24 protein-coding genes are annotated in these 26106 nt (G+C 60.8%); 13 read left to right on the top strand and 11 right to left on the bottom strand.

The genetic code is table 11. From position 1 onward, the window contains the following. Nucleotides 1–930 (top strand): zinc ABC transporter substrate-binding protein, encoded by a 930-nt coding sequence (locus tag HX805_RS01545; RefSeq protein ID WP_008439631.1) that lies wholly within the window; start codon nucleotides 1–3, stop codon nucleotides 928–930. A gap of 127 nt (nucleotides 931–1057) precedes the next feature. Here HX805_RS01545 and HX805_RS01540 read toward each other — a convergent pair whose 3' ends face one another. Both HX805_RS01540 and HX805_RS01535 read right to left on the bottom strand, forming a co-directional pair. Further along, nucleotides 1058–2011 carry a homoserine kinase gene (locus HX805_RS01540; protein ID WP_102367835.1) on the bottom strand — a complete coding sequence of 318 codons (954 nt, stop codon included), beginning with the start codon at nucleotides 2009–2011 and terminating at the stop codon, nucleotides 1058–1060. A gap of 56 nt (nucleotides 2012–2067) precedes the next feature. Then, complete coding sequence (locus HX805_RS01535) at nucleotides 2068–2358, bottom strand: DUF2782 domain-containing protein (protein WP_003214814.1); 291 nt, start codon at nucleotides 2356–2358, stop codon at nucleotides 2068–2070. Between the two features lie 74 nt (nucleotides 2359–2432). Here HX805_RS01535 and polA point away from each other — a divergent pair, with 74 nt between their 5' ends. Then, nucleotides 2433–5225, top strand: a complete 2793-nt coding sequence (gene polA, locus HX805_RS01530) for a DNA polymerase I (RefSeq protein ID WP_177116535.1) — start codon at nucleotides 2433–2435, stop codon at nucleotides 5223–5225. A 266-nt stretch (nucleotides 5226–5491) separates the two neighbouring features. On the opposite strand, the gene yihA is transcribed toward polA, so the two are convergent. Then, nucleotides 5492–6133, bottom strand: a complete 642-nt coding sequence (gene yihA, locus HX805_RS01525; RefSeq protein ID WP_177116534.1) for a ribosome biogenesis GTP-binding protein YihA/YsxC — start codon at nucleotides 6131–6133, stop codon at nucleotides 5492–5494. Nucleotides 6134–6325: 192 nt separating this feature from the next. Here yihA and HX805_RS01520 point away from each other — a divergent pair, with 192 nt between their 5' ends. The 6 genes from HX805_RS01520 to HX805_RS01495 all read left to right on the top strand — a co-directional run bounded on the left by HX805_RS01520 (nucleotide 6326) and on the right by HX805_RS01495 (nucleotide 11945). After that, nucleotides 6326–6628, top strand: a complete 303-nt coding sequence (locus tag HX805_RS01520) for a cytochrome c5 family protein (RefSeq protein WP_003214809.1) — start codon at nucleotides 6326–6328, stop codon at nucleotides 6626–6628. Nucleotides 6629–6661: 33 nt separating this feature from the next. Then, the gene (locus HX805_RS01515) at nucleotides 6662–7267 is read left to right on the top strand and encodes a cytochrome c4 (protein WP_177116533.1); all 606 of its coding nucleotides are present in this window, start codon (nucleotides 6662–6664) and stop codon (nucleotides 7265–7267) included. 169 nt (nucleotides 7268–7436) lie between these two features. After that, complete coding sequence (locus HX805_RS01510; RefSeq protein ID WP_087694548.1) at nucleotides 7437–8075, top strand: thiol:disulfide interchange protein DsbA/DsbL; 639 nt, start codon at nucleotides 7437–7439, stop codon at nucleotides 8073–8075. Nucleotides 8076–8085: 10 nt separating this feature from the next. Continuing rightward, the gene (locus HX805_RS01505) at nucleotides 8086–8964 is read left to right on the top strand and encodes an endonuclease/exonuclease/phosphatase family protein (RefSeq protein ID WP_003214803.1); all 879 of its coding nucleotides are present in this window, start codon (nucleotides 8086–8088) and stop codon (nucleotides 8962–8964) included. After that, the gene (locus HX805_RS01500; RefSeq protein ID WP_177116532.1) at nucleotides 8961–11066 is read left to right on the top strand and encodes a GGDEF domain-containing protein; all 2106 of its coding nucleotides are present in this window, start codon (nucleotides 8961–8963) and stop codon (nucleotides 11064–11066) included. The genes HX805_RS01505 and HX805_RS01500 overlap by 4 nt, the downstream gene beginning before the upstream one ends. 102 nt (nucleotides 11067–11168) lie before the next feature. Next, a complete protein-coding gene (locus HX805_RS01495) occupies nucleotides 11169–11945 on the top strand; it encodes an N-acetylmuramoyl-L-alanine amidase (RefSeq protein ID WP_003214798.1) in 777 nt (258 codons plus the stop codon). 17 nt (nucleotides 11946–11962) lie between these two features. On the opposite strand, the gene HX805_RS01490 is transcribed toward HX805_RS01495, so the two are convergent. Together HX805_RS01490 and algB are read right to left on the bottom strand one after the other, a co-directional pair. Then, entirely contained in the window at nucleotides 11963–13750 is a 1788-nt protein-coding gene (locus HX805_RS01490) for a KinB sensor domain-containing domain (RefSeq protein WP_177116531.1), read from the bottom strand. Nucleotides 13751–13760: 10 nt separating this feature from the next. Continuing rightward, nucleotides 13761–15107 (bottom strand): sigma-54-dependent response regulator transcription factor AlgB, encoded by a 1347-nt coding sequence (gene algB / locus HX805_RS01485; RefSeq protein ID WP_003214793.1) that lies wholly within the window; start codon nucleotides 15105–15107, stop codon nucleotides 13761–13763. A 392-nt stretch (nucleotides 15108–15499) separates the two neighbouring features. On the opposite strand from algB, the gene HX805_RS01480 reads away from it, so the two are divergent. The 5 genes from HX805_RS01480 (at nucleotide 15500) to HX805_RS01460 (ending at nucleotide 19886) form a co-directional block, all read left to right on the top strand. Beyond that, on the top strand, nucleotides 15500–15784 hold the full coding sequence (locus tag HX805_RS01480) for a hypothetical protein (protein WP_087694545.1): 285 nt from the start codon (nucleotides 15500–15502) through the stop codon (nucleotides 15782–15784). Between the two features lie 77 nt (nucleotides 15785–15861). Then, nucleotides 15862–16026, top strand: a complete 165-nt coding sequence (locus HX805_RS01475) for a DUF1328 domain-containing protein (RefSeq protein WP_003170804.1) — start codon at nucleotides 15862–15864, stop codon at nucleotides 16024–16026. Between the two features lie 2 nt (nucleotides 16027–16028). Further along, nucleotides 16029–16496 (top strand): inhibitor of vertebrate lysozyme family protein, encoded by a 468-nt coding sequence (locus tag HX805_RS01470; RefSeq protein WP_177022440.1) that lies wholly within the window; start codon nucleotides 16029–16031, stop codon nucleotides 16494–16496. A gap of 729 nt (nucleotides 16497–17225) precedes the next feature. Continuing rightward, a complete protein-coding gene (gltP, locus tag HX805_RS01465; protein WP_017477988.1) occupies nucleotides 17226–18557 on the top strand; it encodes a glutamate/aspartate:proton symporter GltP in 1332 nt (443 codons plus the stop codon). Between the two features lie 99 nt (nucleotides 18558–18656). After that, complete coding sequence (locus tag HX805_RS01460) at nucleotides 18657–19886, top strand: nucleoside recognition domain-containing protein (RefSeq protein ID WP_177116530.1); 1230 nt, start codon at nucleotides 18657–18659, stop codon at nucleotides 19884–19886. An 86-nt stretch (nucleotides 19887–19972) separates the two neighbouring features. On the opposite strand, the gene HX805_RS01455 is transcribed toward HX805_RS01460, so the two are convergent. The 6 genes from HX805_RS01455 to HX805_RS01430 all read right to left on the bottom strand — a co-directional run bounded on the left by HX805_RS01455 (nucleotide 19973) and on the right by HX805_RS01430 (nucleotide 26070). Next, nucleotides 19973–20632, bottom strand: a complete 660-nt coding sequence (locus HX805_RS01455) for an ABC-type transport auxiliary lipoprotein family protein (RefSeq protein ID WP_177022442.1) — start codon at nucleotides 20630–20632, stop codon at nucleotides 19973–19975. Further along, nucleotides 20629–21567: an MlaD family protein gene (locus HX805_RS01450; protein WP_008439646.1), complete on the bottom strand. Its 939-nt coding sequence runs from the start codon at nucleotides 21565–21567 to the stop codon at nucleotides 20629–20631. Before HX805_RS01450 ends, HX805_RS01455 begins: the two co-directional genes overlap by 4 nt. Nucleotide 21568: 1 nt before the next feature. Continuing rightward, nucleotides 21569–22372, bottom strand: a complete 804-nt coding sequence (locus tag HX805_RS01445) for an ABC transporter ATP-binding protein (RefSeq protein ID WP_003214778.1) — start codon at nucleotides 22370–22372, stop codon at nucleotides 21569–21571. Beyond that, on the bottom strand, nucleotides 22369–23517 hold the full coding sequence (locus HX805_RS01440; protein WP_032899919.1) for an ABC transporter permease: 1149 nt from the start codon (nucleotides 23515–23517) through the stop codon (nucleotides 22369–22371). The genes HX805_RS01445 and HX805_RS01440 overlap by 4 nt, the downstream gene beginning before the upstream one ends. 55 nt (nucleotides 23518–23572) lie before the next feature. Continuing rightward, on the bottom strand, nucleotides 23573–24616 hold the full coding sequence (locus tag HX805_RS01435) for a DUF5924 family protein (RefSeq protein WP_003214774.1): 1044 nt from the start codon (nucleotides 24614–24616) through the stop codon (nucleotides 23573–23575). 71 nt (nucleotides 24617–24687) lie between these two features. Next, on the bottom strand, nucleotides 24688–26070 hold the full coding sequence (locus HX805_RS01430) for a pitrilysin family protein (protein ID WP_177116529.1): 1383 nt from the start codon (nucleotides 26068–26070) through the stop codon (nucleotides 24688–24690). Nucleotides 26071–26106: the final 36 nt, after the last annotated feature.

Here is a 26106-nt window from a genome sequence, read left to right as displayed (position 1 = left end):
GTGGTCATCGTGTCCAGACTTTTTCCCGTTTTTGTCGTATTTGTCACCAGTTTGCTGCTTGCCGGTGCCGCTCAGGCGGAGGTTCGGGTGCTGACCAGCATCAAACCGTTACAACTGATTGCTGCTGCTGTGCAGGATGGCGTGGCGATTCCCGAGGTATTGCTGCCGCCGGGCGCTTCGCCGCATAACTATGCGTTGCGGCCTTCCGACGTACGGCGCGTGCAGTCGGTGGACCTGCTGTATTGGATCGGCCCGGACATGGAAAGCTTTCTGCCGCGCGTCTTGAAAGGCCGCAGCTTGCCGACGGTGGCGGTGCAGGACCTTCCGGGAATGAAACTGCGTCGGTTCGCCGAAGATAGCCACTCCCATGCTGAAGATGCCGACGAACATGATCACGACCATCGCCCGGGCAGCCTGGATGCGCATTTGTGGCTGTCGACGGTCAACGCCCGGGTGATTGCGAACCGCATGGCGGCGGATCTCAGCGCTGCCGACCCGGCGAACGCCGAGCGTTACCAGAGCAACGTGAAGGCCTTTGATGGCCGTATGGATGCACTGGACGCGCGCTTGAAGGCACGTATGGCGGACGTCGCCGGCAAGCCGTACTTCGTGTTCCATGAAGCCTTCGATTACTTCGAAGATGCCTACGGCCTCAAGCACACCGGGGTGTTCAGCGTGGCCGCAGAAGTGCAGCCGGGTGCCCAGCATGTGGCAGCGATGCGTACGCGTTTGCAGGAAGTGGGCAAGACTTGTGTGTTCAGCGAGCCGCCGTTGCGCCCGCGTCTGGCGGAAACGCTGGTGGCGGGTTTGCCGGTGAAGCTGGCGGAGCTGGATGCGTTGGGCGGCTACACGCCGGCCTCCGCCCAGGGGTATGAGCAGGTGCTGGAGAAGCTGGGGAATGACCTGGCTGGGTGCCTGGAGTCGCTCTGACAGACGCCGCATAACCATTGTGGGAGCGGGCTTGCTCGCGAATGCGGTGGATCAGTCAGCGCATCTGGTGACTGAAACTCCACATTCGCGAGCAAGCCCGCTCCCACATTTTGATCGCGTACGATCTTTACAGCGCGAACGGCAGCGGGGTCTTGACCTGCTGGCGTTGCGCCAGGCGCACCTGAAACTCGCGCGGGTCGTGAATCAGCACGTCCTGCCCGGCGAACGATTCAGCCGCAATCAGGCGTGACAGCCAGAACCGCACACAGGCCACACGCAGCATGGTCGGCCACAGCTCCGCTTCCTTGGCGGTAAACGGTCGCAAGCCCGCATAAGCCCCCAGCAACGCCCGCGCCCGTTGGCCGTCGATCACGCCGTCGGCGTCCGAGCACCAGTCGTTCAGGGCGATCGCCACGTCGTACAGCATCGGCCCCGAGCAGGCGTTGTAGAAGTCGATCAGCCCGGTCAGGTGCGTGCCTTCGAACATCGCGTTGTCGCGAAACAGGTCGGCGTGGATGTTTGCCCGGGGCAGCGCGAGGATCTGCGCCTTGTGCGCCTCGATCTCATCCAGCGCCGCTTGCAACAGGCCGCGTTGTTCCGCGTCGAGGTGCGAGATCAGCTGCGCGCCTTCGCTGAGCATCCAGTCCAGCCCGCGATCGGTCTTGCGTTCCAACACCTTCTCGCCTTGGGTGGCCAGGTGCAGGTGCCCGAGCAATTCGCCCACTTGCACGCAATGCTGGGCGTTGGCGTCCTTGATGTGCTTGCCCGCCAGGCGCGGTTGCAACAGCGCCGGTTTGCCCGCCAACTCGCGCAAGGCCACGCCGTCGGTGGTACGCAGGGCGTAAGGCACTGGCAAATCAGCGTCGTGGAGCACGTCCAGCAGTTCGATGAAGAACGGCATTTCCTGCACGGGGCCGCGCTCGACCAGGGTCAGGACAAATTCGCCCTGTTCCAGGCTGATGAAGAAATTGGTGTTTTCACTACCAGCGGCAATCCCCTGGAAATCAAGCAGGCGGCCGAGCCCGTAAGGGGCAAGAAAGGTTTCCAGCTCGGGCCGAGCCAGGGGGGTGAACACAGACATGGTTAAAACTGCCGTTACGGGCGCTGCAGGGAGCAGCGCCGATTAAAGTTAAGAAATCATTTCCATTCGAAGATCTTCCATGACGGGATCAGCATATCCGGCTGGTCAGAACGGATGAAGTTCGCATCGGTTCCGTCCGCGCGCACCAGGAAGTAAGGCGGAAAGCCTTTCTGGGTCACCTTGATCGCGTACAGGAAACCATTCTGGCGGTATTCCTGAATGGTCTTGTCGCCTTCCGTGCGAATGGTGACTTCCGGGTCGCCCGAAGGGGCAGTATCTGCCGCCATGGCCACCATCGGAGTGAGTGCAATCAAGCCGGTCAACAACAGGCGATTTACTGTACGCATGATAACCTTGTCCCTTTGTCGTCATTGGTCCGGCTATTCTAGCGCCTGACCCGCCGAAAAGGTTGATCCTGCTCATGAGCCAAGCCCCCCTCGTCCTGGTGGACGGTTCTTCTTACCTGTACCGCGCCTTTCACGCGCTGCCGCCGCTCACCACTTCCAAAGGCCTGCCTACCGGCGCGGTCAAGGGCGTGTTGAACATGCTCAAAAGCCTGCGCAAGCAATACCCGAACAGTCCGTTCGCGGTGGTGTTCGACGCCAAGGGCGGGACATTTCGCGATGAGCTGTACGCCGAATACAAGGCCAACCGCGCGAGCATGCCCGATGATATGCGCGTGCAGATCGAGCCGCTGCACCAGAGCGTGATCGCCCTGGGCTTCCCGCTGCTGTGCGTCGAAGGCGTCGAAGCGGACGACGTGATCGGCACCCTGGCCCGCAGCAGCGCGGCCGCCGACCGTCCGGTGGTGATTTCCACCGGCGACAAGGACATGGCGCAGCTGGTCGACGGGCACATTACCTTGGTCAACACCATGACCGGTAGCGCCATGGACGTTGAGGGCGTGAAGGAGAAATTCGGTGTCGCTCCCGAGCAGATCATCGATTACCTGGCGTTGATGGGCGATTCGTCCGACAACATCCCGGGCGTTCCGGGCATTGGTCCGAAGACGGCTTCCGGCCTGTTGGTAGGCGTCAACGGCGGCTTGAAGGAGCTCTACGAGCAGCTCGATATCGTGCCGACCTTGCCGATTCGTGGTGCCAAGACCCTGGTCGCCAAACTGGAAGAGCATAAGGCGAGTGCGTTCCTGTCCTACGAGCTGGCAACGATCAAGATCGACGTGCCGCTGGACGTGGGCCTGGATGATTTGCACCTGATCGAGCCGGATCGCGAGAAGCTGCTGGAGCTGTACACGCTGCTGGAGTTCAAGAGCTGGATTGACGAGATTCAACGCGATGCCAAGCGCGTCGAGTTGAGCGCTGCTCCTTCGGCCGCGGTCGCCGAGGCAGCGGTTGAGGTGGTCGCGCCGGTTTCTGTGGAGCCGGTGTACGAAACCATCCTCACCCAGGCCCAGTTCGATGTCTGGCTGAAGAAGCTCAACGACGCCAAGCTGTTCGCCTTTGATACCGAGACCACCGGGATCGACGCCCAGAAAGCGCAACTGGTGGGTGTGTCGTTTGCCGTGCAGGCCCATGAAGCAGCCTACATTCCGCTGACCCACTCCTACATCGGCGCGCCGGAACAGCTGGATCGGGACACCGTGCTGCTGGCCCTGAAGCCGTTGCTCGAAGACCCGGAAAAACTCAAGGTCGGCCAGCACGCCAAGTTCGACATGAACATCCTGGCCAACTGCGCCATCGGTGGTGACCCGGCACACGGCATCACCGTGCGCGGCATTGCCTTCGACACCATGCTTGAATCCTATGTGCTGAACTCCGTGGCGACGCGCCACGACATGGACAGCCTGGCGAAGAAGTACCTGGACCACGACACCGTCAGCTTCCAGGACATCGCCGGCAAAGGCGCCAAGCAGCTGACCTTTGACCAGATTGCCCTGGAGCAAGCTGGCCCTTACGCGGCGGAAGACGCGGATGTGACCCTGCGTTTGCACCAGGAACTGCACAAGCAGCTTGCCGCTATTCCTACCCTGGCCAGCGTATTGTCCGACATCGAGATGCCGCTGGTGCCCGTGCTGGCGCGCATTGAGCGCCAGGGCGCCCTGGTGGATGCCGCCTTGCTGGGCATCCAGAGCATCGAGCTGGGCAACAAGATGGTCGACCTCGAGCGCCAGGCGTATGAAATCGCCGGCGAGGAATTCAACCTGGGCTCGCCCAAGCAGTTGGGTGCGATTCTCTACGAGAAACTCGGGCTGCCGGTGTTGAAGAAGACCGGCAAGGGCCAGGCCTCGACGGCCGAGGAAGTCTTGGCCAAATTGGCTGAAGATGACTATCCACTGCCGAAAGTGCTGATGCAGTACCGCAGCATGAGCAAGTTGAAAAGCACCTACACCGACCGTTTGCCGGAGCAGATCAACCCGCGCACCGGTCGCGTGCACACCTCCTATCACCAGGCCGTAGCAGCAACCGGGCGCCTGTCCTCCAGCGATCCAAACCTGCAGAACATTCCGGTGCGTACCGCTGAAGGCCGGCGTATCCGCCAGGCATTTGTCGCGCCCAAGGGCTACAAGCTGCTGGCGGCGGACTACTCGCAGATCGAGCTGCGCATCATGGCGCATTTATCGAAGGACGAAGGCTTGCTGAATGCGTTCCGCGACGACCTGGACGTGCACACCGCCACGGCGGCCGAAGTGTTCAAGGTTGAGTTGACCGAGGTCACGTCCAATCAGCGTCGCAGTGCCAAGGCGATCAACTTTGGCCTGATCTACGGCATGGGCGCCCAGAAGCTGGGCAAGGACATCGGCGTCGACACCAAGACCGCCAAGGCTTATATCGATGTGTACTTCGCCCGTTACCCGGGGGTGCGCGAGTACATGGAGCGCACCCGTGCCCAGGCGGCTGATCAGGGTTATGTGGAAACCCTGTTCGGGCGCCGCCTGTACCTGCCGGAGATCAATTCCAACAAGCCTCAGGAGCGTGCTGGCGCCGAGCGTACGGCAATCAACGCGCCGATGCAGGGCACTGCAGCCGATATCATCAAGAAGGCCATGGTCAAGGTCGACAACTGGCTGACGGACTCGGGCCTGGACGCCAAGGTCATCCTTCAAGTGCACGATGAATTGGTGCTGGAGGTACGTGAGGACCTGGTGGCTGAAGTCAGCGCGAGGATTCGTGAACACATGAGCGAGGCGGCAAAGCTGGATGTGCCGCTGGTGGTAGACGTCGGCGTGGGCGACAACTGGGACGAAGCGCACTAAGCCTGGGGCCTGGGCCGCGGCATCATGCCGCGGCAGCGCTTTAGATCGGAAAACGCGGCGGGTTATTTCCAATAGTTTTTTGAACGTGCCGGAACTTAACCCGTGAATTGCTACTCAGAGTTACTGAATGGGTGGTGAAGCCCTTCAATGCTCCTATGTTGTGTTAAGTGTTGGCAGATATCTGGACCCCGCCCTAGCGGTCCGGAACTTGGACCCCGAACTTCCCCTCCCCATACGAAGTCCGGGGTTTTTTTTGCCCCGAGTTTTTACTCGGCGGCTTCCGAACCTTTGTCAGCCAGTTCCATCCAGCCTGCCAGCACAGTGTAGGCGTCTTCCAGGCCCATGCGTTTTGGCGCCGAGAACAACTGGATAGTCACCGCATCACCCCAACCCTTACGGATTTCCGCCTGCACTTTGAGCAGGGTGTTCTTGGCTGCGCCGTAGGTCAGCTTGTCGGCCTTGGTCAGCAGGACGTGCATCGGCATGCCGCTGGCGACGGCCCAATCGAGCATCAACAGGTCGAAGTCGGTCATTGGATGACGGATGTCCATCATCAGAATCAAACCCTTCAAACTCTCCCGGCCACCCAGATACGCTTCGAGGTGACGCTGCCAGTGCAGCTTCAGCGGGATAGGTACTTTTGCATAACCGTAGCCCGGCAGGTCGACCAGACGCCGATCATCGTCTAGCTTGAAGAAGTTGAGGAGCTGTGTGCGCCCCGGGGTTTTCGAGGTGCGGGCCAGGTTGGCGTGGGTCAGGGTGTTCAGCGCGCTGGACTTGCCGGCGTTGGAGCGGCCGGCGAATGCGACTTCGAAGCCTTCGTCATCGGGGCATTGGTCGACTTTGGCGGCGCTGAGCATGAAGGTGGACTGTTGGCACAGGCCGAGGATGGGATTCTTGAGTTGCATGAGTTTTCCGATGTGGGCGGTGCCGGGAATAGGTGCGGCAAGCGGTGTCGTTTCCGTTTCAGTAGCGCCAGTATATAATGCCGCAGATTTTGTGTGTGCTTTGTCCCAGCGAAGGATGAAGTTCACGGGAGCGATAGACCTTTATTGCGCATTAGAACGCAAAACGCTCTCAAACCCTGAAAAGGTCGATGTATGACCAAGTGGCTGCTGGCCTTCGGTTTCTTGATGCCACTTTACAGTGCGCAGGCTACACAGGAACCGGAGGCTGTGTACAACCGCTTTTGCGGGGCCTGCCATGCCGGACAGCTGCCCAACGCCCCTGGACGGGGTGACCAGGCAGCCTGGAAGCCAAGATTGGCTCAAGGTATGGACACGCTGGTGCAACACGTGACCCAGGGTTTCAAGGCGATGCCGCCGCGTGGTTTGTGCATGGACTGCAGTACCGAGGATTACCATGCCGTCATTCAGTTGATGGTGAGTGAACCCGGTCCATAACTCTTTAACCCTTAGCCGTAGTTGGATTAGCTGATGAACAAACTGATCGTGAGTCTGCTGTTGACCCTGGGCATCACCGGTGTTGCCCATGCCGCAGGCGACGCCACTGCTGGCCAGGCGAAAGCCGCCGTATGTGGTGCTTGCCATGGACCGGACGGTAATAGCCCGGCGCCTAACTTTCCAAAACTGGCCGGCCAGGGTGAGCGTTACCTGACCAAGCAGATGCACGACATCAAGGACGGCAAGCGTACGGTCCTGGAAATGACCGGCTTGTTGGCCAACCTCAGCGATCAGGACCTGGCGGATATCGCGGCGTATTTTGCCAGCCAGAAAGGCAGTGTGGGAGCTGCTGATGCGAAACTGGTGGCCCGCGGTGAAGAATTGTTCCGCGGCGGCAACCTGGAAAAAGGCATGCCTTCCTGCATCGGTTGCCACTCGCCTAACGGCGCAGGCCTGGCTGCCGCTGGCTTCCCGCACTTGAGCGGGCAGCATGCCCAGTACATCGGCAAACAGCTGACAGACTTCCGCGAAGGCAATCGCACCAACGACGGCGATACCAAGATCATGCAGAGCATCGCCGCGAAACTCAGCAACAAGGACATCGAAGCCGTGTCCCAATACATCCAGGGCCTGCACTAAGGGCCCCGGCTACGTTAACGCTCGATTAATCCGTCGATGCAAGCATAAAAAGGGTGGCCCAGGCTGCCCTTTTTTGTGGCCGGTGCCGTTACACTAACGAACTCATGCCCGCGTAGACCTGTCACAACAAAGGTCGCGTGAGGCGACTTTATTTGTCCAGGAGTAAAGCATGCGTAATCTGATCCTCAGCGCCGCTCTCGTCACTGCCAGCCTTTTCGGCATGACCGCACAAGCTGCCGATAATGTGCCGCTTGAAGCCGGTAAAACCTACGTTGAGCTGGCCAATCCTGTGCCGGTTTCCGTACCGGGCAAGATCGAAGTGGTGGAGCTGTTCTGGTATGGCTGCCCGCATTGCTACGCCTTTGAGCCAGTCATCAATCCGTGGGTCGAGAAGCTGCCTGAGGACGTGAACTTCAAACGTATTCCTGCCCTGTTCGGCGGCCCATGGGACGCCCACGGCCAGCTGTTCATTACCCTGGACACCATGGGTGTAGAACACAAGGTTCACGCGGCTGTCTTCAATGCCATCCAGAAAGAAGGCAAGCGCCTTGTGAAGCCTGAAGACATGGCCGATTTCGTCGCCACCCAAGGCGTCGACAAAACCAAGTTCCTGGAGACATTCAACTCGTTCGCTGTGAAGGGCAAGATGGCCCAATACAAGGAACTGGCCCAGAAATACGGCGTGCAAGGCGTACCGACGCTGATCGTCAACGGCAAATACCGCTTTGACATCGGCAGTGCCGGCGGCGAAGAGCAGGCGCTGAACGTGGCCGACCAATTGATCGCCAAAGAGCGCGCAGCCAAGTAAGGGGCCCGTCATGCGTCGCTGGGGTACTGAACGTGTCGTTGGCCTGCATGACCCGAAGGTCAACGAACATCACCTGGAATCCACGGGCCTGCCGGCTGACAGTCGGTTGCGCCTGCTCAGTTTCAATATCCAGGTGGGTATCAGTACCGAGAAATACCGGCACTACCTGACCCGTGGCTGGCAGCACCTGCTGCCCCACAATGGGCGTGCCGGTAATCTGCAGAAGATCGGCGACCTGCTGGGCGATTTTGACCTGGTAGCCCTGCAGGAGGCCGACGGTGGCAGCCTGCGTTCCGGCTACATCAACCAGGTCGAGCACCTTGCCCAGCTCGGTGCCTTTCCCTACTGGTATCAACAACTCAATCGCAACCTCGGCAAACTCGGCCAGCACAGCAATGGTGTGCTCAGCCGTCTGAAACCGTGGGCGATCGAGGACCACCCGTTGCCTGGCCCGAAAGGCCGCGGTGCAATTCTCGTACGATTCGGCGAAGGGCCGGAAGCATTGGTCGTGGTGATGATGCACCTCGCGTTGGGGGCACGAACCCGCACCCTGCAGTTGGCCTACATCCGCGAGTTGATTGGCAACTACAAACACCAAGTGCTGATGGGGGACATGAACACCCACGCCAGCGACCTGCTACAGAATTCCCCGTTGCGCGACCTTGGGTTGCTGGCGCCGCAAGTCGAAGCCACCTTTCCCAGCTGGCGACCGCAACGTTGTCTTGATCACATCCTGCTCAGCCCGACCCTGACACTCGAAAGTGTGCAGGTACTGGCGCAGCCCATCTCCGATCACCTGCCCGTCGCGGTAGAGATTCGTCTGCCGGGTTCGCTCACGGCTGATGCATTGCCCGCGTTGAGCCCCGGCCCTCGCGGACCCCTTGCATGAGCGACGACGCCCAGCGTTGGAAAGAGAAATACCTTAAAAGCGTCGAGCAACAAGAAAAGCTCGAGCGTCGCTGGGCCGCCCGCCTCGACCTGCTGCGCCGAGGGCTGGTGCGCAGCACCCTGGCGGCAGAAGGGACCGACCGAGCGGTTGACCAATGCATGAAGGAAATGCGCGATGTGGTGCGCACCGACGACATGGACGCCGCCCTCGCTGCATTGCTGCCGCGCCTGGAAAAGGCCGTGCTGGATTCGGAGCAGCGCCGCGAAACCCGGGTTGACCAGATCGGCAGCGCGTTGACGGCCCTGGTCACTCAGTTGCAGAAACTGCCCTTGCCACGGGACGTGAGTCGCCCGCTGAAGGCTTTCGCCAAGCAGCTGGACGGTCGGGTTGGCCAGGCGCGGGAGATCCCGCTGTTGCTGAGTGAGCTGAGCGGCCTCCAGGGGCAGGCGTTGAGTAACCTGGAGCCGGAGGGCGAAACCAGCCGTTCGAGCCCGGGTCTGTTGCAGCGTCTGTTTGGCACCAAGGACGCAATCGACACGCCGGAGGTTGAAGCGCCCACGCCATCCCGCCCGGCTTCTCCGGCGCCTGCTGCGCCAAAGCCCAGGCCGGTGGATGAAGTTGAAGCGCCGGCGCAATCGGCAGAACTGGCCCAGGCGCTGCGGGCTTTTGCACCGCAGCCGAAGGTCCCGGCCCCCATCGAGTCGCCCCCTGAGCCGGTATCGCCAGTAGAGGCTACCGACGCTGTCAGCGAAGCAGTGCCTGTTGTTCCGGCCGTCGCGGTCACAGCGCCTGTCGTCGAGGCACCCGCTACGCTTATCGAAACGCCAGAACCCGAGCAACCGATCGAAGCGGAGGTTGAGCTTGAGAGCGCTCTCGCCGCCATGGTCGAGGTGCCAGAGGTGCAGGCCCGTGAGCCGGAGCGGACAGAGATCGGCAGTCTTTCCCTGCCCCCGGTCCTGGCCGATGAACCGCAAGAATCGCCCGAGCAGGCAGAGCCGAACCCAGACGAGCTGCAAGCGGATCAAGCCTACGCCCTGCCCGACACCCCCGAGCCGTCTTACAGTTCGGTGGCCAAGCACATCGAAGATACCCTGCTCGGCTTACTGGAAGACCTCTCGCTGCCCGAGCGCCATCGGCCCCAGGCCGAAGCCATGCGTGAACGCCTGGCCCACGGATTGAACTGGTACGAATTGCTGCCGATCCTCGATGACCTGGCGGTGTTGATGCTGGCGATCACCGACAGCGGCCAGCACGAGTTTGAAGCCTACCTCAAGCAGCTCAACGATCGTCTCGAGGCGTTCCAGGGGCACCTGCAGGTCGCCAGTGACGGCCACGCCGACAGCCGGTCGGCGGCCAGGGAGCTGGATACCCAGATCCGCGAACAAGTGGATGGTTTGCAAACCAGCATGCAGGACGCCGCGGACCTCGACAGCCTCAAGCACGTGCTGGAGAGCCATCTCGAAGGGCTGCTGGGCACCATGGATGAACACCGCCACCAGCGTGACCAGCGCGAACAGGAAGTGGCTGCACGGCTCAAGGGCCTGGCCGAACGGGTCGCCAATATGGAGCAAGAGGCTCAGGGCTACCGTGAACACCTTGAGGTTCAGCGCCAGAAAGCCCTGATCGATCCGCTCACCGGACTACCCAACCGCGCGGCCTGGAGCGAGCGCCTGGAGCAGGAGGTCAACGCCTGGCACCAGCGTGGAAATAACCTGTCACTGGCCATGCTGGACCTCGATCACTTCAAGCGCATCAACGACGGCTATGGTCATCTGGCGGGCGACAAGGTGCTGAAAATCATCGCCACGGTGCTTCGCAAACGCCTGCGGCCGAACGACTTCATCGCGCGTTTTGGCGGTGAAGAGTTTGTACTGCTGATGCCCAACTCGTCGCTGTCCGATGCGTTGGCGGTGGGTGAAACCCTGCGTGCAGCCATCCAAGCCTGCCCGTTTCACTTCAAGGGCGAGCCGGTGACGATTACGGTGTCCATGGGCATGGCGCAGTTTCAGCCGGGAGAACGCAGTGACCTGGCGCTCAAGCGCGCTGACGAGGCGTTATATCGTGCCAAGGCGGCGGGGCGTAATCAGGTGCAGGCGGCCTGACCGGAAATGTTCCATTTTGTTTAAAACATCGCATTTGGCCGCCTGGCAGCAAACGGTACGTTACACTGTTGCGTTATCGTCTTAAGCGTACTATTTGCTGCCATGAAACTTCTGTGTTCTGCCTTTCTGTTTCTCCTGCTCGCCGGTTGCGCGAGCGGCCCTCGCCTGGACACCAGTCATCCTTCGGTGAACCACGACAATCGTGTGCAGTTTGTCGTCGTGCACTACACCTCGGCGTCCCTTGAGCGCTCCCTGGCGCTGTTGACCCATGGCCAGGTCAGCAGTCATTACCTGATCGGTGATGACGCCTCGGCCACCATCTATAAGCTCGTGGATGAAAGCCAGCGCGCCTGGCATGCCGGAGAAAGTGAATGGATGGGCCGCACCTGGCTCAACTCCAGCTCCATCGGGATCGAGATCGTGAACCCGGGTTATCGGGATTTGCCGACGGGCCGCGTCTGGTATCCCTATTCCGAAGCGCAGGTGCAGTCACTGGTGGTGCTGCTCAAGGACATCAGCAAACGCAACGGCATCGACCCGCGAAACATCATCGGCCATAGCGACATTGCCCCGCTGCGCAAGCTGGACCCGGGGCCGTTGTTCCCCTGGAAGCGCCTGGCGGATGAAGGGCTGGGCATGTGGCCGGACGCCAAGGCGGTGGCCCGTTACCAGGTGCAGTACGCAGCCGATCTGCCGAGCATTACCTGGTTCCAGGAAGAGTTGGCGAAGCTGGGCTATCCGACGCCACAGACGGGCGAGCTGGATGTAGCGACGCGGCATGTGGTGGCCGCGTTCCAGATGCATTTCCGGGCGTCGCTGTTTGACGGGACGCCGGATGCCGAAAGTGCTGCGATCCTGCGGGCGTTGAATCACCAATAACGGTTGGCGCGTTGGTCCTACAGGGGCAACGCCATGTAGAACTGCGTCCCCTGCCCCGGCCGCGAATACACCCCCATGCGGCCACCGTGCAATTGCACGATCTCCTTGCACAGCGCCAGGCCCAGCCCGGCGCCGCCTTTCTTGCGGCCTACCTGCACAAACGGTTCGAAGATTCGTCCCTGCTGGCCGTAGGCAATGCCTTCACCGTTGTCTTCAACGCTGACAATCACCCGTTCGCCATGACGACGCGCCTGCAAGCGGATCTGCCCACCGTCGGCTGTGTGCCGCAGGGCATTGCCCAGCAAATTGTCGAGCACCCTTTCCAGCTGCGCTCGATCGGCATGCAACCTCGGTAGCGGGGATTGTTCCTCAACCAGCAGCTCGATGTTCTGCGCATTCGCCTGCTCCGCGAAGCGGGCGCGGGCATGTTCGAGCAGGTCGCTGATGTCACACGGGCCCAGGGTGAGTTTCTGCAAGCCATTCTGGTAGCGCGAGAAGTTGAGCAAGTCGTTGATCAACTGCATCAGGCGCTGCATTTCCTCGTTGACCGTATCCAGCAGATCCGCTTCGCGCGACTCCGCAGGAAACTTCGCCCGTTCCCGGAATAAGCCGAAGGCCATGTGCATGCCCGTCACCGGCGTGCGTAATTCATGGGACGCGCGCAACACAAACTCACTGCGTACTCGTTCAAAGGCACGCTGTTCGGTAACGTCATGCAGCACCATCACCGCGCCCAGAATGTGCCCCTGGGTATGGCTGACCGGCGTCAGGCTGTACGTCAGCAGGCGCAGCTCACCCTCAACCTCTACTTCCAGGTCTTCAGGTGCGCGCTCCAGATTGCCGCCGCGCAGTACCAGCTGCAGCTGTTCATCCAGTTCCGGGCGGCCCAGGGCGTCGCCAAGGCCTTGGCCCAGGCGATTCTCGTCCCAGCCGAGTTGACGTTGTGCCACCGGGTTAAGGTGTTCCAGGCGACCCTGGCGGTCGATCATCAGCAGGCCGTCGTCGATGCTGTCGAGCACCGCCTGCAGGCGTTGTTGCCCGGCGAGTAGCTCGTCGACATTGGTTGCCTGATGCTGGCGCAACGCCTCGGCCATGATGCCGAAGCGTCGGGTCAGCAGGTTCATTTCCGCTGCGGATGAAATGGGCAACGTGACTTCGAAGTTGCCCTGGCCGATCTTGTCGGCGGCCTTGGCCAGCGCTTCGATCGGCCCGCCAAAGCGTCGGGCGATACCGTGGGCGGTAACGAAACCGATGATCAGCACCGCCAGCCCGACCAGGCCCAGCAGGCCGGCAATCAGCAGCGCACGTTCACGGGACTTGTGTTCGATATCGTTGATGTTATCCAGGGCTTTCTTGTGCTCGGCGATCAGGCCGTTGCGCAGGATGTTGACGCGTTTGGTCAGCTCGTCGTTGTTGCGCAGTTGCGGCGGAGCATTCTCCTTTTCATCGAACGCCTCGAGAAAGCTCAGGTAATTGGTCTTGGCCTGGGTAAAACCGCTGGTTACCGCGTCCTTTTGTTCGTGGTCGATACCTTGCTGCAACAGGGCGAAATAGCGTTGCTTGGAGTCTTCCAGCGCAGCGGTATTCGGCTGTTCATTGAGCATGATCATCAACTGGTCGCCGAGGGTCTGCCGAAGCTTGAGCCCCAGGTCCAATGTGATGAAGTTGCTGCGAATCAACGATTCCTGGGTCTTGGCCATTTGCATGACGCTCACCAGCCCCAGCAGCAAACCCAACAGGGCGACGGTGATCAGCGCGGAAATACTCAGGAACAACCGAGTGCGCAGGGTCATCGCAAGCTTCATAGGCTACAGCTCACAGGTTGTATTGTTTGCGTTTGCGATACAGCGTCGACGCATCAATGCCAAGGGTTCGGGCCGCCTGGTCCAGGGTGTCGCTGGTGGCCAGCACGGCGCCGATATGCGCCTTTTCCAGTTCATCCAGGCTCAACGCCGCACCGATACGCGGGGCATTGTTGGTCGGCTGCTCGGCCATGCCGAGGTGGCTGATCTCAACTTTTTCCTGCGGGCAGATGATGCTGGCCCGCTCAACCACGTTGCGCAGCTCACGGATGTTCCCCGGCCAGCGGTAGTTGAGCAGTGCCTCACGGGCTTCATCGCTGAAGCCGCGCGCCGGCCGCGCATATTCCTTCACGAAGCGCGCCAGGAAGCGGTCGGCCAGGGTCAGGATGTCTTCGCTGCGTTCGCGCAGGGGCGGCAGGTGCAAGGTGATGACATTCAGGCGATACAGCAGGTCCTCGCGGAAACGACCATCGCGAACCATGTCTTCCAGGTTCAGGTTGGTAGCGGCGAGAATTCGCACATCGGCACGACGAGTCACCGGGTCGCCGACGCGCTCGTATTCCTTGTCCTGGATAAAGCGCAGCAACTTGGGTTGTAAAGTAAGCGGAAAGTCGCCGATCTCGTCGAGAAACAAGGTGCCGCCATCGGCCTGGTTGACGCGGCCGAGGGTGCTTTCGCTGGCGCCGGTAAACGCACCACGGCTATGACCGAACAACTCGCTTTCCATCAGTTCCGCCGTCAGCGATGGGCAGTTGATGGTGACGCAGGATTTTTTCGCGCGTTTGCTCCAACCGTGGATCGCCCGGGCCAGTTCACCTTTACCGGTGCCGGATTCGCCGAGAATCAGGATGTTGGCATCAGTGCCCGCCACCTGGCGTGCGGTTTCCAGCACCACCATCATCGCCGGGCTATGGGAGTCGAGGCCGTCCTTGGGTTGGCGCACTGCGCCTTCCAGGGCTTCCAGGCGTGCCGAGAGCTGGCGCACTTCCAGCTGCTTGGCCGTGGCCAGGCGCAATTGGTCGGGGCTGCAAGGCTTTACCAGGTAGTCGGCCGCGCCGGCCTGGATCGCATCCACGGCGGTGTCGACGGCCGAGTGGGCCGTGACGATCACCACGCGCATCCAGGGCGCCTGGATACGCATTTGCGCCAGTACATCCAGGCCGTTGTCTTCGCCCAGGCGCAGGTCCAGGAAGCACAGGTCAAACACCTGGCGTTGCAACAAGGCATCGGCCTGGGCGGCGCTGTTGGCGGTGGCTACGGTGTAGCCTTCATCTTCCAGGCAGTAACGGAAGGTGCGAAGGATCGCGGATTCGTCATCCACTAAAAGAATGCGGCCTTGAAGTTCCTTGGCTGATTCCATCTGTCCCGCGCTCCCTTAAGAATGAATGATGTTGTTTAGTCCCGGAATAATCGGGCAAGTTGCATGGTTTATTCTGATTGATTAAAGCCGTCACCGCGCAGCTATCTGCGCTTCTTCTTACAAAGACGCCCACAAGAGGCGTTTTTGTCTCCCTCTTGCCACTTCGGCAGTCGAACGTTGCCTTCCTATCCCTTGATCCGACCAGTGACCATCGTGCATTTCGCACGGCAAGGATAGGGGCATCGTGCAGGATGCTCGTGGTGTCAAAGCGCTTTTGTTTTTAACTGGTTGATTTTATTGGTTTTTATTTTGTTAAAAAACTGGCACGCAGGCTGCAATACACCTCATACGAGTTTCATCTACGAATAATCAGAATGCGGGAGAGATACAGCATGACTCGCCAAAGCCTGACCCAACTGCGTGTATCGCCACTGCGCCTGCAACAGGGGCTGTTTGCCAGCCTGGCCCTGATGGTGACCTTGATTGGCGGTCAGCAATTGGCGCATTGGCAGCAGAGTCAGCAGCAAGTCGTGCAGTTTGAACGTCCGATGATGACCCAGACCCATTTCCGCTCCGTCGGCAGCACTGCCGCCGATGTGACAACCCCGCAATTGGCGGCGGTTGAACAGGACTCCACCCTCGGCGACCTGCCATCGCAGGAACGCTGGGTGTTCTAGGCAATACACGGTCCTCGAATCGAGCGACCGCAGGCACTACCGCTGTTACCCCTAAAAGAAGCGTAAGGAGAATCACCATGTTGAGTTGGGCAATCACATTTCTGATCATCGCCATTGTGGCTGCAGTCCTGGGCTTCGGTGGTATCGCGGGCACCGCCACGGGTATCGCCAAGATTCTGTTTGTGGTCTTCCTGGTGATGTTCATCGCTTCCTTCTTCTTTGGCCGTCGTGGCCGAGGCTAAGCATGTTCAACTCGTCCCTTAAAGCCCTGGCTGCCGCTCTGTTGTTGGGCGGCAGCGGCTTGGTGCTGGCTGCCAATGATGGCCAGTCCCGAGCCAACGAACTGTTGAGCGCGAACCCGCAGTATCGCGAGACCTGGCAGAGCGTGGTCAAGAAGGAAGAGCGTCTGCCTGAATGGGTGTTGAACCTTTCGGGCAGTGCTGAACAAATGAATGCCGTTGAAGAGGATGGCGACAAGTACTTGGTTGGGCCGCTCTGCGAGACCGCAGACACATGCCTGAACAAGCGCCTGATCGTCGCCTTCAGCTTCGACAAGGAAGATGCCTACGCGATGTTGGTAGAAGTCCCGGCGGGCCTGCCCGCGGACAAATCGCCAACGCGGCATGCCGACTACCGTTTTCTTGGCAAGCCGGACGAAGGCATGCAAAAGCTGCTGATGGAACAGCTCAAGAAAGATCCGAATTGGTACTAGGTTCGGTCTGACGACGCTGTCGTCTACCGGCTTAACGTCCATAGAAAGAAGCGCCGTGCTTCTTTCTGTTTGCATCGCCCGACAAGGGTGGTGCATGACCAAGGGGCCGGGTTGCTCTGATCGTTTGGATCGGCGTGACCTACGGGGACAGGGAGTGCCTGCGCAAGGGCCGGGTCAGGTGAAAAGCTGCGACGCAAGTTCCCAAGCCGATGGTTTGTGGAACTTGCGACGGGCTTGCGGCTCCTATGCCCGCTTCTGTCATGCCGCCCATAGCGGCAATTCTCCTTTTTGCGTCCGCCCAACCATTTCTTGGTGTTTCCGCGTGACCATCTATCGAGAAAGTTTGTCTCCTGCCAGACGAGTTTTTCGATGGTATGCGTAGGAATTTTCAGGGGTTTTCAACTGCGACCGTAGATTTTCAAAAAACCCTGCGCGAGCCTGAAATGGCCGGTTCGCGGCATTTATGCCTGCCGAAATGTCGTATTCGAACTGACCGTTCAGACAGAAAAACTCAAAAAAACTCATGCCGATTCGGCATAGGGTAGGCGTTTACGGCATTAGACGTCGCCTCCTTGCATCGGAATAGTTGCGCCTTTTTTCGCCTGCCAGTGAGCCATATCGGCCAACTGCGGTGACCTTCTACGGGGGCAGATGCACACACTTTTTCGCTCTCGAGCGTTCCAGCTGCTGGCGCATCTGCCTGAGTCCACTTGAAGTAAGGGTAATGACATGAAGAAGGCAAAGCTAAGCCTCGCCTGGCAGATCCTCATCGGTCTGGTGCTGGGGATTGCAATCGGTGCGGTGCTTAACCATTTCAGTGCTGAAAAGGCCTGGTGGATCAGCAACGTGTTGCAGCCCGCTGGCGATATCTTTATCCGCCTGATCAAGATGATCGTTATCCCGATCGTGATTTCGTCGCTGATTGTCGGAATCGCCGGTGTTGGCGATGCGAAAAAGCTCGGTCGGATCGGCGTTAAAACCATCCTTTACTTCGAAGTGGTCACCACCATTGCCATTGTGGTCGGCCTGTTGCTGGCCAACCTGTTCCATCCGGGTACCGGCATCGATATGAGTACCCTGGGTACCGTCGACATTTCCAAATACACGGCCACCGCCGCCGAGGTCCAGCACGAGCACGCGTTCATCGAGACGATCCTCAACCTGATCCCGTCGAACATCTTCGCCGCCGTGGCCCGTGGCGACATGCTGCCGATCATCTTCTTCTCGGTGTTGTTCGGCCTCGGCTTGTCGAGCCTCAAGCCTGAATTGCGCGAGCCCCTGGTGACCATGTTCCAGGGCGTGTCCGAGAGCATGTTCAAAGTCACCCACATGATCATGAAATACGCCCCGATTGGTGTATTTGCCCTGATCGCGGTGACCGTCGCCAACTTCGGCTTCGCCTCGCTGCTGCCGCTGGCCAAGCTGGTGATCCTGGTTTACGTCGCCATCCTGTTCTTTGCTTTTGTGGTGCTGGGCCTGATCGCCCGCCTGTTCGGTTTCTCGGTGATCAAGCTGATGCGCATCTTCAAGGATGAACTGGTGCTGGCCTACTCCACTGCCAGCTCTGAAACCGTGCTGCCGCGTGTGATCGAGAAGATGGAAGCCTACGGCGCGCCAAAGGCGATCTGCAGCTTCGTGGTACCGACCGGCTACTCGTTCAACCTCGACGGTTCGACCCTGTACCAGAGCATCGCGGCGATCTTTATCGCCCAGCTGTATGGCATCGACCTGTCGATTGGCCAGCAACTGATGCTGGTGCTGACCCTGATGGTCACCTCCAAAGGCATCGCCGGCGTACCGGGTGTGTCGTTCGTGGTGCTGCTGGCGACCCTGGGCAGCGTGGGCATTCCGCTGGAAGGCCTGGCGTTCATCGCCGGTGTCGACCGCATCATGGACATGGCCCGTACCGCACTGAACGTGATCGGTAACGCCCTGGCCGTACTGGTCATCTCCCGTTGGGAAGGCATGTACGACGATGCCAAGGGCGAGCGCTACTGGAACTCCCTGCCGCACTGGCGCACCAAGCAAGTGCTGCCGGCCGGCGAGACCACTCGCGGCTGACCGCCATAACTGGCTCCTACACAAACCCCGGAAAATCCGGGGTTTGTCGTTTCTGCCAGCCCCGCTATCATTCGCCCCATCTTTCGGGGGATTCAACTGATGCTCAATGGCCTGTGGCTTGGCTTCTTTATCGTGGCGATGGTGTCTGCGCTGGCGCAATGGCTGATCGGCGGGAATGCCGGGATCTTTGCGGCCATGGTGGAAAGCATTTTCGCCATGGCCAAGCTGTCGGTCGAGGTGATGGTGTTGCTGTTCGGCACCCTGACCTTGTGGCTGGGCTTCCTGCGTATCGCCGAGAAAGCCGGGATCGTCGACTGGCTGGCCAAGGCCCTGGGGCCGCTGTTCCGGCGCCTGATGCCGGAAGTGCCTGCCGGTCACCCGGCCATCGGCTTGATCACGCTCAACTTCGCCGCCAACGGCCTGGGCCTCGATAACGCCGCTACGCCCATCGGCCTCAAGGCCATGAAGGCGCTGCAAGAGCTCAACCCTATCCCCAATACCGCCAGCAACGCGCAGATCCTGTTCCTGGTACTCAACGCGTCTTCCCTGACCCTGCTGCCGGTCACCATCTTCATGTACCGCGCCCAGCAAGGTGCGGCGGACCCGACGCTGGTGTTCCTGCCGATCCTGCTGGCCACCAGCGCCTCGACCCTGGTGGGCCTGTTGTCGGTGGCGGTGATGCAACGCCTGCGGCTGTGGGACCCGGTGGTGCTGGCGTATCTGATTCCGGGTTCGCTGGTACTGGGTGGCTTCATGGCCTTGCTGGCGACGCTCTCAGCCACTGCGCTGGCGGGCCTGTCGTCGATCCTCGGCAACCTCACGCTGTTCGGGCTGATCATGTTGTTCCTGGTGATCGGCGCGCTGCGCAAGGTGAAGGTCTACGAGGCGTTTGTCGAAGGCGCCAAAGAGGGCTTCGACGTTGCCAAGAACCTGCTGCCGTACCTGGTGGCGATGCTGTGTGCAGTGGGCGTGTTGCGGGCGTCCGGCGCGCTGGATTTCGGCCTGGAAGGCATTCGCCACGTGGTGGCCTGGACCGGCATGGACACGCGCTTTGTCGATGCGCTGCCGACCGCGATGGTCAAGCCGTTCTCCGGCAGTGCGGCGCGGGCGATGTTGATTGAGACGATGCAGACCCAGGGCGTGGACAGCTTCCCGGCGCTGGTGGCGGCGACGATTCAGGGCAGCACCGAGACCACGTTCTATGTGTTGGCGGTGTACTTTGGCTCGGTGGGAATCCAGCGGGCACGGCATGCGGTGGGGTGTGCGTTGTTGGCGGAGTTTGCTGGTGTGGTGGCGGCGATTGCGGTGTGCTACTGGTTCTTCGGCTAAGACCTGAATCCCTGTGGCGAGGGAGCTTGCTCTCGTTGGGCCGCGAAGCGGCCCCAGTCAGTTATCTCAGGTGTGTCAGTCAAAGCTCATTGACTGGTTTTGGGGCTGCTGCGCAGCCCAACGGGAGCAAGCTCCCTCGCCACAAAAGCGCGGCTTCCCAGGCCGACGGCCCAATCCACCACCTGCCTGTTCAGTACATCGCCAGCCTGACCAAACCCGGCCACCACCGCCGGCACCTTGGTATCCCCCACCGGCTGCCTCACCTCGAACCGCTTGCTGGCAATAATCCGTTGATCACTCCCGCGCACCAACCGTGCGTCCAGCCGTATCACCACTTCAACTGCGCTGCCGCGATACTCACTCTGAAACGCCTGCAACTGCCCGCCCAACTCAAAGTCCGCCTGCAGATTGGTCTCATCGGTACTGAGCAACGTCACCCGCCCATCCCGCTGAAACCCGTCCAGCAACCGATTACGCAACAGCACGGGGGCTGGATCGCTCCAGCGGGAATTCGCGTAACTACTGATCAAGTCACCGTTAGGCACCACGGCAATCCGCGGGCTGTCGAGGAATTCGCTGGTCTGCGGCTTCGCCACCCGCAGCGACCAGGCCACCGGGCTGGCCTGCGTGGCGGCCTGCGCCGATGGCAACCGGTACACGTCCGAGGGATCCGCCTTCGGCAGGATGGAACACGCACTGACCAATACCAGCGCAACGGGGGCGATCATTTGGTATGCACGCTTCATGGCGTGAACTCCTTGTTCTTGTCGCTGCCCAGCAGGTAACCGCTGGGGTTGGCTTCCAGGCGGCGGGAAATGGCGCGCAACGAACCCAGGGTTTCGCGCAGCTCGCGCACCGCTGGCGCCAGTTCGTTGAGACCCTGCATGCCGCTGTTCAGGGAATCCTTGTTGTTGGTCAGCAAGGTGTCGATCGTGGCCGTGCTCTGTTGAAGGGACTGCATGGCCTTTTCAGCACTGCCAAACACCTGCTTGCCCTGGTCGTTGAGCAAACCGTTGGCGTTGCGCATCAACGCGGTGGTTTGCTCCAGGGTGGCGCTGGCCTGTTTGCTCACCTGCATCAATTGCTGCATCACCACCTTGATGTCGCCGCGCTGATCGGCAATCGCGCCGGTGGTCTGTTGCAGGTTGTCCAGGGTATTGCTGAGGCGGTCGACGTTCTCCCGGGAGAACATGTGATTGGCGTTGTGCAGCAGCAAGTTGATGCTGGTCATCAGGTCGTTGCTGTTGTTCAGCAGTCGCGCGATCGGCGATGGCGACGCAATGATTTCCGGCAGGTTGCCGTCCTTGCCCTTGAGCTCAGGGCTTTGGGGCGTACCGCCGCTGAGCTGGATGATCGAGGTGCCAGTAATGCCGGTCAGGGCCAGCTTGGCCTGGGTGTCTTCCTTGATCGGCGTCTGCCCGGCCAGGCGGATGCGCGCCAGCACCCGGCGCGGGTCTTTCGGGTCGAGGCGCAGGCTGGTGACGTCGCCCACCTTGATCCCGCTGTACTGCACGGCACTGCCTTGGGACAGCCCACTGACCGCCTCGTTGAACACCACTTCGTAATCCTGGAATGCGCTGTCGACGCTGGACTTGGCCAGCCACAGGCCAAACAGCATGGCGCCGACCACGACGATCACGCTGAACAGACCGATCATCACATGATGGGCTCGGGTTTCCATGTCATACCTCGTTGAGCAGTTGAGCGGCATCCAATGCCGCGCGGCCCCGTGGGCCATGGAAGTATTCGTGAATCCAGGCGTCGTCGGTTTCCGAGACGACATCGATGGCATCCGCCACCAGTACCTTTTTCTGCGCCAGCACCGCTACGCGGTCGGTGATGGTGTACAGCGTGTCGAGGTCGTGGGTGACCAGGAACACGCTCAGGCCCAGCGCATCGCGCAGGGTCAGGATCAGTTGATCGAAGGCGGCGGCGCCGATCGGGTCGAGGCCGGCGGTGGGTTCATCGAGAAACAGGATGTCCGGGTCCAGCGCCAGGGCACGGGCCAGGGCCGCGCGCTTGATCATGCCGCCGGAGAGTGACGAGGGGTATTTGTCGGCGGCCGACAGCGGCAGCCCGGCCAACGCCAGCTTTACTGCCGCCAGGTGCTCGGCATCGGGACGGCTGAGGCCGGCATGCTCTATCAGTGGCAACGCAACGTTCTCGGTGACCGTCAGCGAGGAAAACAGCGCGCCCTTCTGGAACAGCACGCCGAAGCGCCGCTCCACCAGCGACCGCTCGTGTTCCGACAGGCTCGGCAAGTTCTGCCCGAACACCCGCACCTGGCCTTCGCTGGGCTGGCGCAACCCAATGATGCTGCGCAGCAGCACCGACTTGCCACTGCCGGAGCCACCGACGACGGCGAGGATTTCACCCTTGTACAAGTCCAGGTCGAGGTTCTCGTGCACGCTTTGCGAACCAAACCGGTTGCACAGCCCGCGGACTTCGATCACCGCCTCAGTGGGCGCACGGCGCAGACGACTCACCAGCCCATCTCCATGAAGAACAGTGCGGCGACCGCATCCAGCACGATCACCACGAAAATCGATTGCACCACACTGGAGGTGGTGTGGGCGCCGACGGACTCGGCGCTGCCGCTGACCTTGAAACCTTCGAGGCAGCCGATGGCCGCGATCAGGAACGCGAAGATCGGCGCCTTGACCATGCCGACTAGGAAGTGCTGCACGCCAATGTCCGATTGCAGCAGCGACAGGAACATTGCCGGCGAAATATCCAGGGCCACGGCACACACCACACCGCCGCCGATAATGCCCGAGAGCATTGCCAGGAACGTCAGCATCGGTAGCGCCACCAGCAACGCCAGTACGCGGGGCAGCACCAGCAACTCCATCGGGTCGAGGCCCAGGGTGCGGATCGCATCGATCTCTTCGTTGGCCTTCATCGAGCCGATTTGTGCGGTGAAGGCACTGGCAGTGCGGCCCGCCATCAGGATCGCGGTGAGCAACACGCCGAACTCCCGCAGGAAGGAGAACGCCACCAAGTCCACGGTGAAGATACTCGCGCCAAAACTGGCCAGCACCGTGGCACCGAGAAACGCCACCACTGCGCCCACCAGGAAGGTCAGCAAGGCCACGATGGGGGCCGCATCGAGGCCGGTTTGTTCGATATGCGCAACCATTGGCGTCACGCGCCAGCGCTTGGGCCGGAATACGCCACGGGCGAAGGTTTCGAGGATCAGGCCGATAAAGCCCAGCAGTTTCATGCCGTCTTGCCAGACGGTGTAGACCGCGCCGCCGATGCGCGCCAGCAACATGATGCCGGCGGCTTCTTCGGGTTCCTTGACCGGCACACAGAAGTCGTTCAGAGAGCGGTAGACGGTTTTCAGTAACGCGCGGTCGGCGGTCGAGAGGCTGCAGTCGGTCTGTTCGGCGGACTGTTCGATGCGCTCGGGGCCGAGCAATTCCACCAGCAGCGAGGCGCCGGCCGTGTCCAGGGCGCCGAGGCCGTTAAGGTCGATGCGTGCGCCAGCGTCGTACTGGCCGTCGAGCTTTTCCGACAGCTTCTTCAGGTTGGCATAGTGGGCAAGCGTCCAATCCCCTGTAATCCTCAGCAATGGAGGCTGGGTGGACGTGTCCAGATGGGCTGCACCGGCCGTTGTGCTACTGGTCATAAGCTCCGAGCTTGTTTGGCTATTCCAGAATTCCTACGTAATAGCACGATCCTGCCTACTTTGGCGCGTCTGGCGTTGTAGCGCCCTGACCGGGGTCAGTCACCTTGAAGCGCAACACGCCGATCACTTGGCCATCTTCGGTCAGCACCCGTACCTGCCAGCGTCCTACCGAGTCGGGGGGGAAGTTCTGCTTGTGGGTCCAGGCCCGATAGCCTTCCTTGCGCCCACCATGGATGTCCAGGGCGATGCGGTCGACTTCCTTGCCGTTGAATTTCCACACATGGTAGATCCGCTCATCCAGGCCGCGCGGCGCGTTGATCGCGGTGTAGGCATACAGCCCGCTGCTGCGCAGTTGGGCGGCGCTGACTTCTTTCAGGTCATCGCCGGGCGTGCGGTCCTGCAATTGGGTGCTGATGGCCACTTCGGTCATCCACAGCGTCGCGGGCGGCACCCAAGTGCGCAGGAACCAGCCGGCGCAACCAATCGCTGCGGTAACCCCCAACAGCATCGCCCAGCCCTTGATGCTACGCAGCGGCAGGCTCACGGCCAGGCTCGGGATAGAGAGCGCCATTGCCACGCCGAGGGCCAGTTTGTAACTCTCGGCGGTGGTCAGGTGCAGGATGATCGGCAGCGCGGTCAGCAGGGCCGCAAACAGGGTCAGGGTGTGCAGTGCGAGAAACAGCGAGCGCTTGGGCGCCAGCCACTTGTAGTACAGCGGGTCGGTGATGGAGACCAACGCCGCCGCGCCCAGCAGGCCGGTAAAGATCGACTGGCCGCTGTTCCAGGTGGTGGTGACAAAAAAGAACGGCAGGACAAAAAACAGGCTTTCCTGATGGATCATCTGCGTGGCGTAGCGCAGCAGCGGTTCGGGGATTTCCCGTTTGAAGACTTTGCTGAACAGCTGGGTGAGGCTGTTTTCGAGCATCAGCCATAACCAGCTCACCAGCATGATGATCGCGATCCAGCTGGCCATGCCTTGCTGGCGATCCACCAGGATGAAGCTGCCCACACCCGAGATGAAACCGCCGAGTGCAATCACCCCTGGGTAGCGCTTCATCAGCTCGAGGATGCGCTGGATGGTGTGAGTCAGGATAGGCATTCGGCAGTTCACAGTCTTTGTAGGAAAAATCCCAGACAGAATAACGTTTTAGCCGTTTTCTCGGGGCCCGATTACGCAATCCCTTTGCGATAACGCCACACGCCTAGTAACACAATCGCAATCAGCCCCAGTGCGCCTGCGGCGATCCAGTTGAGGCTATCGTAGCTGAACAACGGTTTCTCGATGCGCCAGTAGCCGTTCTGCTTGAACAGCTCGCGCATGGCCTGGTTGGCTTGGTCCAGGCTGACGGCCTTGATGCGCTTGGCCGGGTCGCTGAAATGCCCTTTGGCGTAGTCGCCCGAGGCACTCCAGTAATAGTCGGCCAACGCGCTGTTGCCTTGAACGGCCCACGCCTGGCGGGCAATGGCGGCTTGTTGCAGGCGGGCGAAGGTGGCCGGGTCGAGGCCGTCCTTGAGCAGTTGGGCCCTGAGGGTTTCCAGCACGTGCTCGGCTTCCGGCAGGTTGTCGCGTTCAAGGTCGGCGTTGAGGCTCATGAAGCCGACGCCGCCCAGCACTTCGCGCTCGCTCCATGGGCCATAGGACAAGCCGTGCTGCAAGCGCAATTGACGATACAGCGCCCAATCCAGGTAGTCCTTGAGCAGGTCGAAGGTTTCATCGTACTGGTCGTCCAGCACCGGCTCGGGGAATAACCAGTGCAGCTTGGCGTTGTCACCGACCCAGCCGTGGATCAGGTCGCGGCGGACGGCGGCGGCGTGTTGAATCTCCGGCAACGGGCGATGTTCGCTGGGGTCAACCGGATCCAGTGCGCCGTAGGTGCGTTCGAGATAGGCCGGCAGCAGCTTGTCGAGGTCGCCGACGATGATCAGGGTCATGTTGTTGGGGGCGTACCAGGCCTTGCGCAGCTTTTCCAACTGGTCGCGGGTCAGGTGCTCGACTTCGGCCCGCTCGGCGCATTTGAGCCCCAGTTCGACGGCAAGCTGACTGCTGGCCTTGTGGCCGAGGTCCTGGCGGTCCAGCAGCCGTTGCAGGTGTGAGTAATGGCCGCCGTCTTCGCGCTCCACCACCTGTTTGGCGGCATTGATGTTGGCGTCGGTCAGTTGGGTGCGGGTGATGATGGCCAGCAGCAGGTCGAGCACCTTGCGCTGGTTCTGCGCCGGAGCCTCGATGACGAAAGTGGTGTCGGCATTGCTGGTGTAGGCGTTCCAGTCGCCGCCGAGGGCTTGCATGCGTTCTTCCAGTTCACCTTCGCCGCCACCGTCGATCCCGCTGAACAGTAAATGCTCCAGCAGGTGCGGCAGTTCCTTGTCTTCGCAACTGAAGTCATCCAGGCCCACACCCACCACCAGGCGGATTGCCACATGGCCGCGTTCGGTGCCCGGCTTGAGCAGCAATTGCAGGCCGTTGGGCAGGGTGTAGCCCTCGACTTGCAGGCGGTCAAAGGCAAAGGTGTGTGCCGAACCCATGAGCAGGCAGGCGAATAGCAGGCGACGCATAACAGGCTTCCTGGCGAGTGAGGTCCGTTGTTAACT

The organism is Pseudomonas sp. G5001 (assembly GCF_013385475.1).
Lineage (GTDB): Bacteria > Pseudomonadota > Gammaproteobacteria > Pseudomonadales > Pseudomonadaceae > Aquipseudomonas.
Note: the sequence above shows the minus strand (reverse complement) of the source record. Positions and strands in the feature narration are given on the sequence as shown.

What these genes read in the sequence shown, in the direction of transcription:
- HX805_RS01540 (WP_102367835.1), bottom strand. Translation starts at nt 2,011, where the DNA reads ATGTCTGTGTTCACCCCCCTGGCTCGGCCCGAGCTGGAAACCTTTCTT.
- HX805_RS01535 (WP_003214814.1), bottom strand. Translation starts at nt 2,358, where the DNA reads ATGCGTACAGTAAATCGCCTGTTGTTGACCGGCTTGATTGCACTCACT.
- polA (WP_177116535.1), top strand. Translation starts at nt 2,433, where the DNA reads ATGAGCCAAGCCCCCCTCGTCCTGGTGGACGGTTCTTCTTACCTGTAC.
- yihA (WP_177116534.1), bottom strand. Translation starts at nt 6,133, where the DNA reads ATGCAACTCAAGAATCCCATCCTCGGCCTGTGCCAACAGTCCACCTTC.
- HX805_RS01520 (WP_003214809.1), top strand. Translation starts at nt 6,326, where the DNA reads ATGACCAAGTGGCTGCTGGCCTTCGGTTTCTTGATGCCACTTTACAGT.
- HX805_RS01515 (WP_177116533.1), top strand. Translation starts at nt 6,662, where the DNA reads ATGAACAAACTGATCGTGAGTCTGCTGTTGACCCTGGGCATCACCGGT.
- HX805_RS01510 (WP_087694548.1), top strand. Translation starts at nt 7,437, where the DNA reads ATGCGTAATCTGATCCTCAGCGCCGCTCTCGTCACTGCCAGCCTTTTC.
- HX805_RS01505 (WP_003214803.1), top strand. Translation starts at nt 8,086, where the DNA reads ATGCGTCGCTGGGGTACTGAACGTGTCGTTGGCCTGCATGACCCGAAG.
- HX805_RS01500 (WP_177116532.1), top strand. Translation starts at nt 8,961, where the DNA reads ATGAGCGACGACGCCCAGCGTTGGAAAGAGAAATACCTTAAAAGCGTC.
- HX805_RS01495 (WP_003214798.1), top strand. Translation starts at nt 11,169, where the DNA reads ATGAAACTTCTGTGTTCTGCCTTTCTGTTTCTCCTGCTCGCCGGTTGC.
- HX805_RS01490 (WP_177116531.1), bottom strand. Translation starts at nt 13,750, where the DNA reads ATGAAGCTTGCGATGACCCTGCGCACTCGGTTGTTCCTGAGTATTTCC.
- algB (WP_003214793.1), bottom strand. Translation starts at nt 15,107, where the DNA reads ATGGAATCAGCCAAGGAACTTCAAGGCCGCATTCTTTTAGTGGATGAC.
- HX805_RS01480 (WP_087694545.1), top strand. Translation starts at nt 15,500, where the DNA reads ATGACTCGCCAAAGCCTGACCCAACTGCGTGTATCGCCACTGCGCCTG.
- HX805_RS01475 (WP_003170804.1), top strand. Translation starts at nt 15,862, where the DNA reads ATGTTGAGTTGGGCAATCACATTTCTGATCATCGCCATTGTGGCTGCA.
- HX805_RS01470 (WP_177022440.1), top strand. Translation starts at nt 16,029, where the DNA reads ATGTTCAACTCGTCCCTTAAAGCCCTGGCTGCCGCTCTGTTGTTGGGC.
- gltP (WP_017477988.1), top strand. Translation starts at nt 17,226, where the DNA reads ATGAAGAAGGCAAAGCTAAGCCTCGCCTGGCAGATCCTCATCGGTCTG.
- HX805_RS01460 (WP_177116530.1), top strand. Translation starts at nt 18,657, where the DNA reads ATGCTCAATGGCCTGTGGCTTGGCTTCTTTATCGTGGCGATGGTGTCT.
- HX805_RS01455 (WP_177022442.1), bottom strand. Translation starts at nt 20,632, where the DNA reads ATGAAGCGTGCATACCAAATGATCGCCCCCGTTGCGCTGGTATTGGTC.
- HX805_RS01450 (WP_008439646.1), bottom strand. Translation starts at nt 21,567, where the DNA reads ATGGAAACCCGAGCCCATCATGTGATGATCGGTCTGTTCAGCGTGATC.
- HX805_RS01440 (WP_032899919.1), bottom strand. Translation starts at nt 23,517, where the DNA reads ATGACCAGTAGCACAACGGCCGGTGCAGCCCATCTGGACACGTCCACC.
- HX805_RS01435 (WP_003214774.1), bottom strand. Translation starts at nt 24,616, where the DNA reads ATGCCTATCCTGACTCACACCATCCAGCGCATCCTCGAGCTGATGAAG.
- HX805_RS01430 (WP_177116529.1), bottom strand. Translation starts at nt 26,070, where the DNA reads ATGCGTCGCCTGCTATTCGCCTGCCTGCTCATGGGTTCGGCACACACC.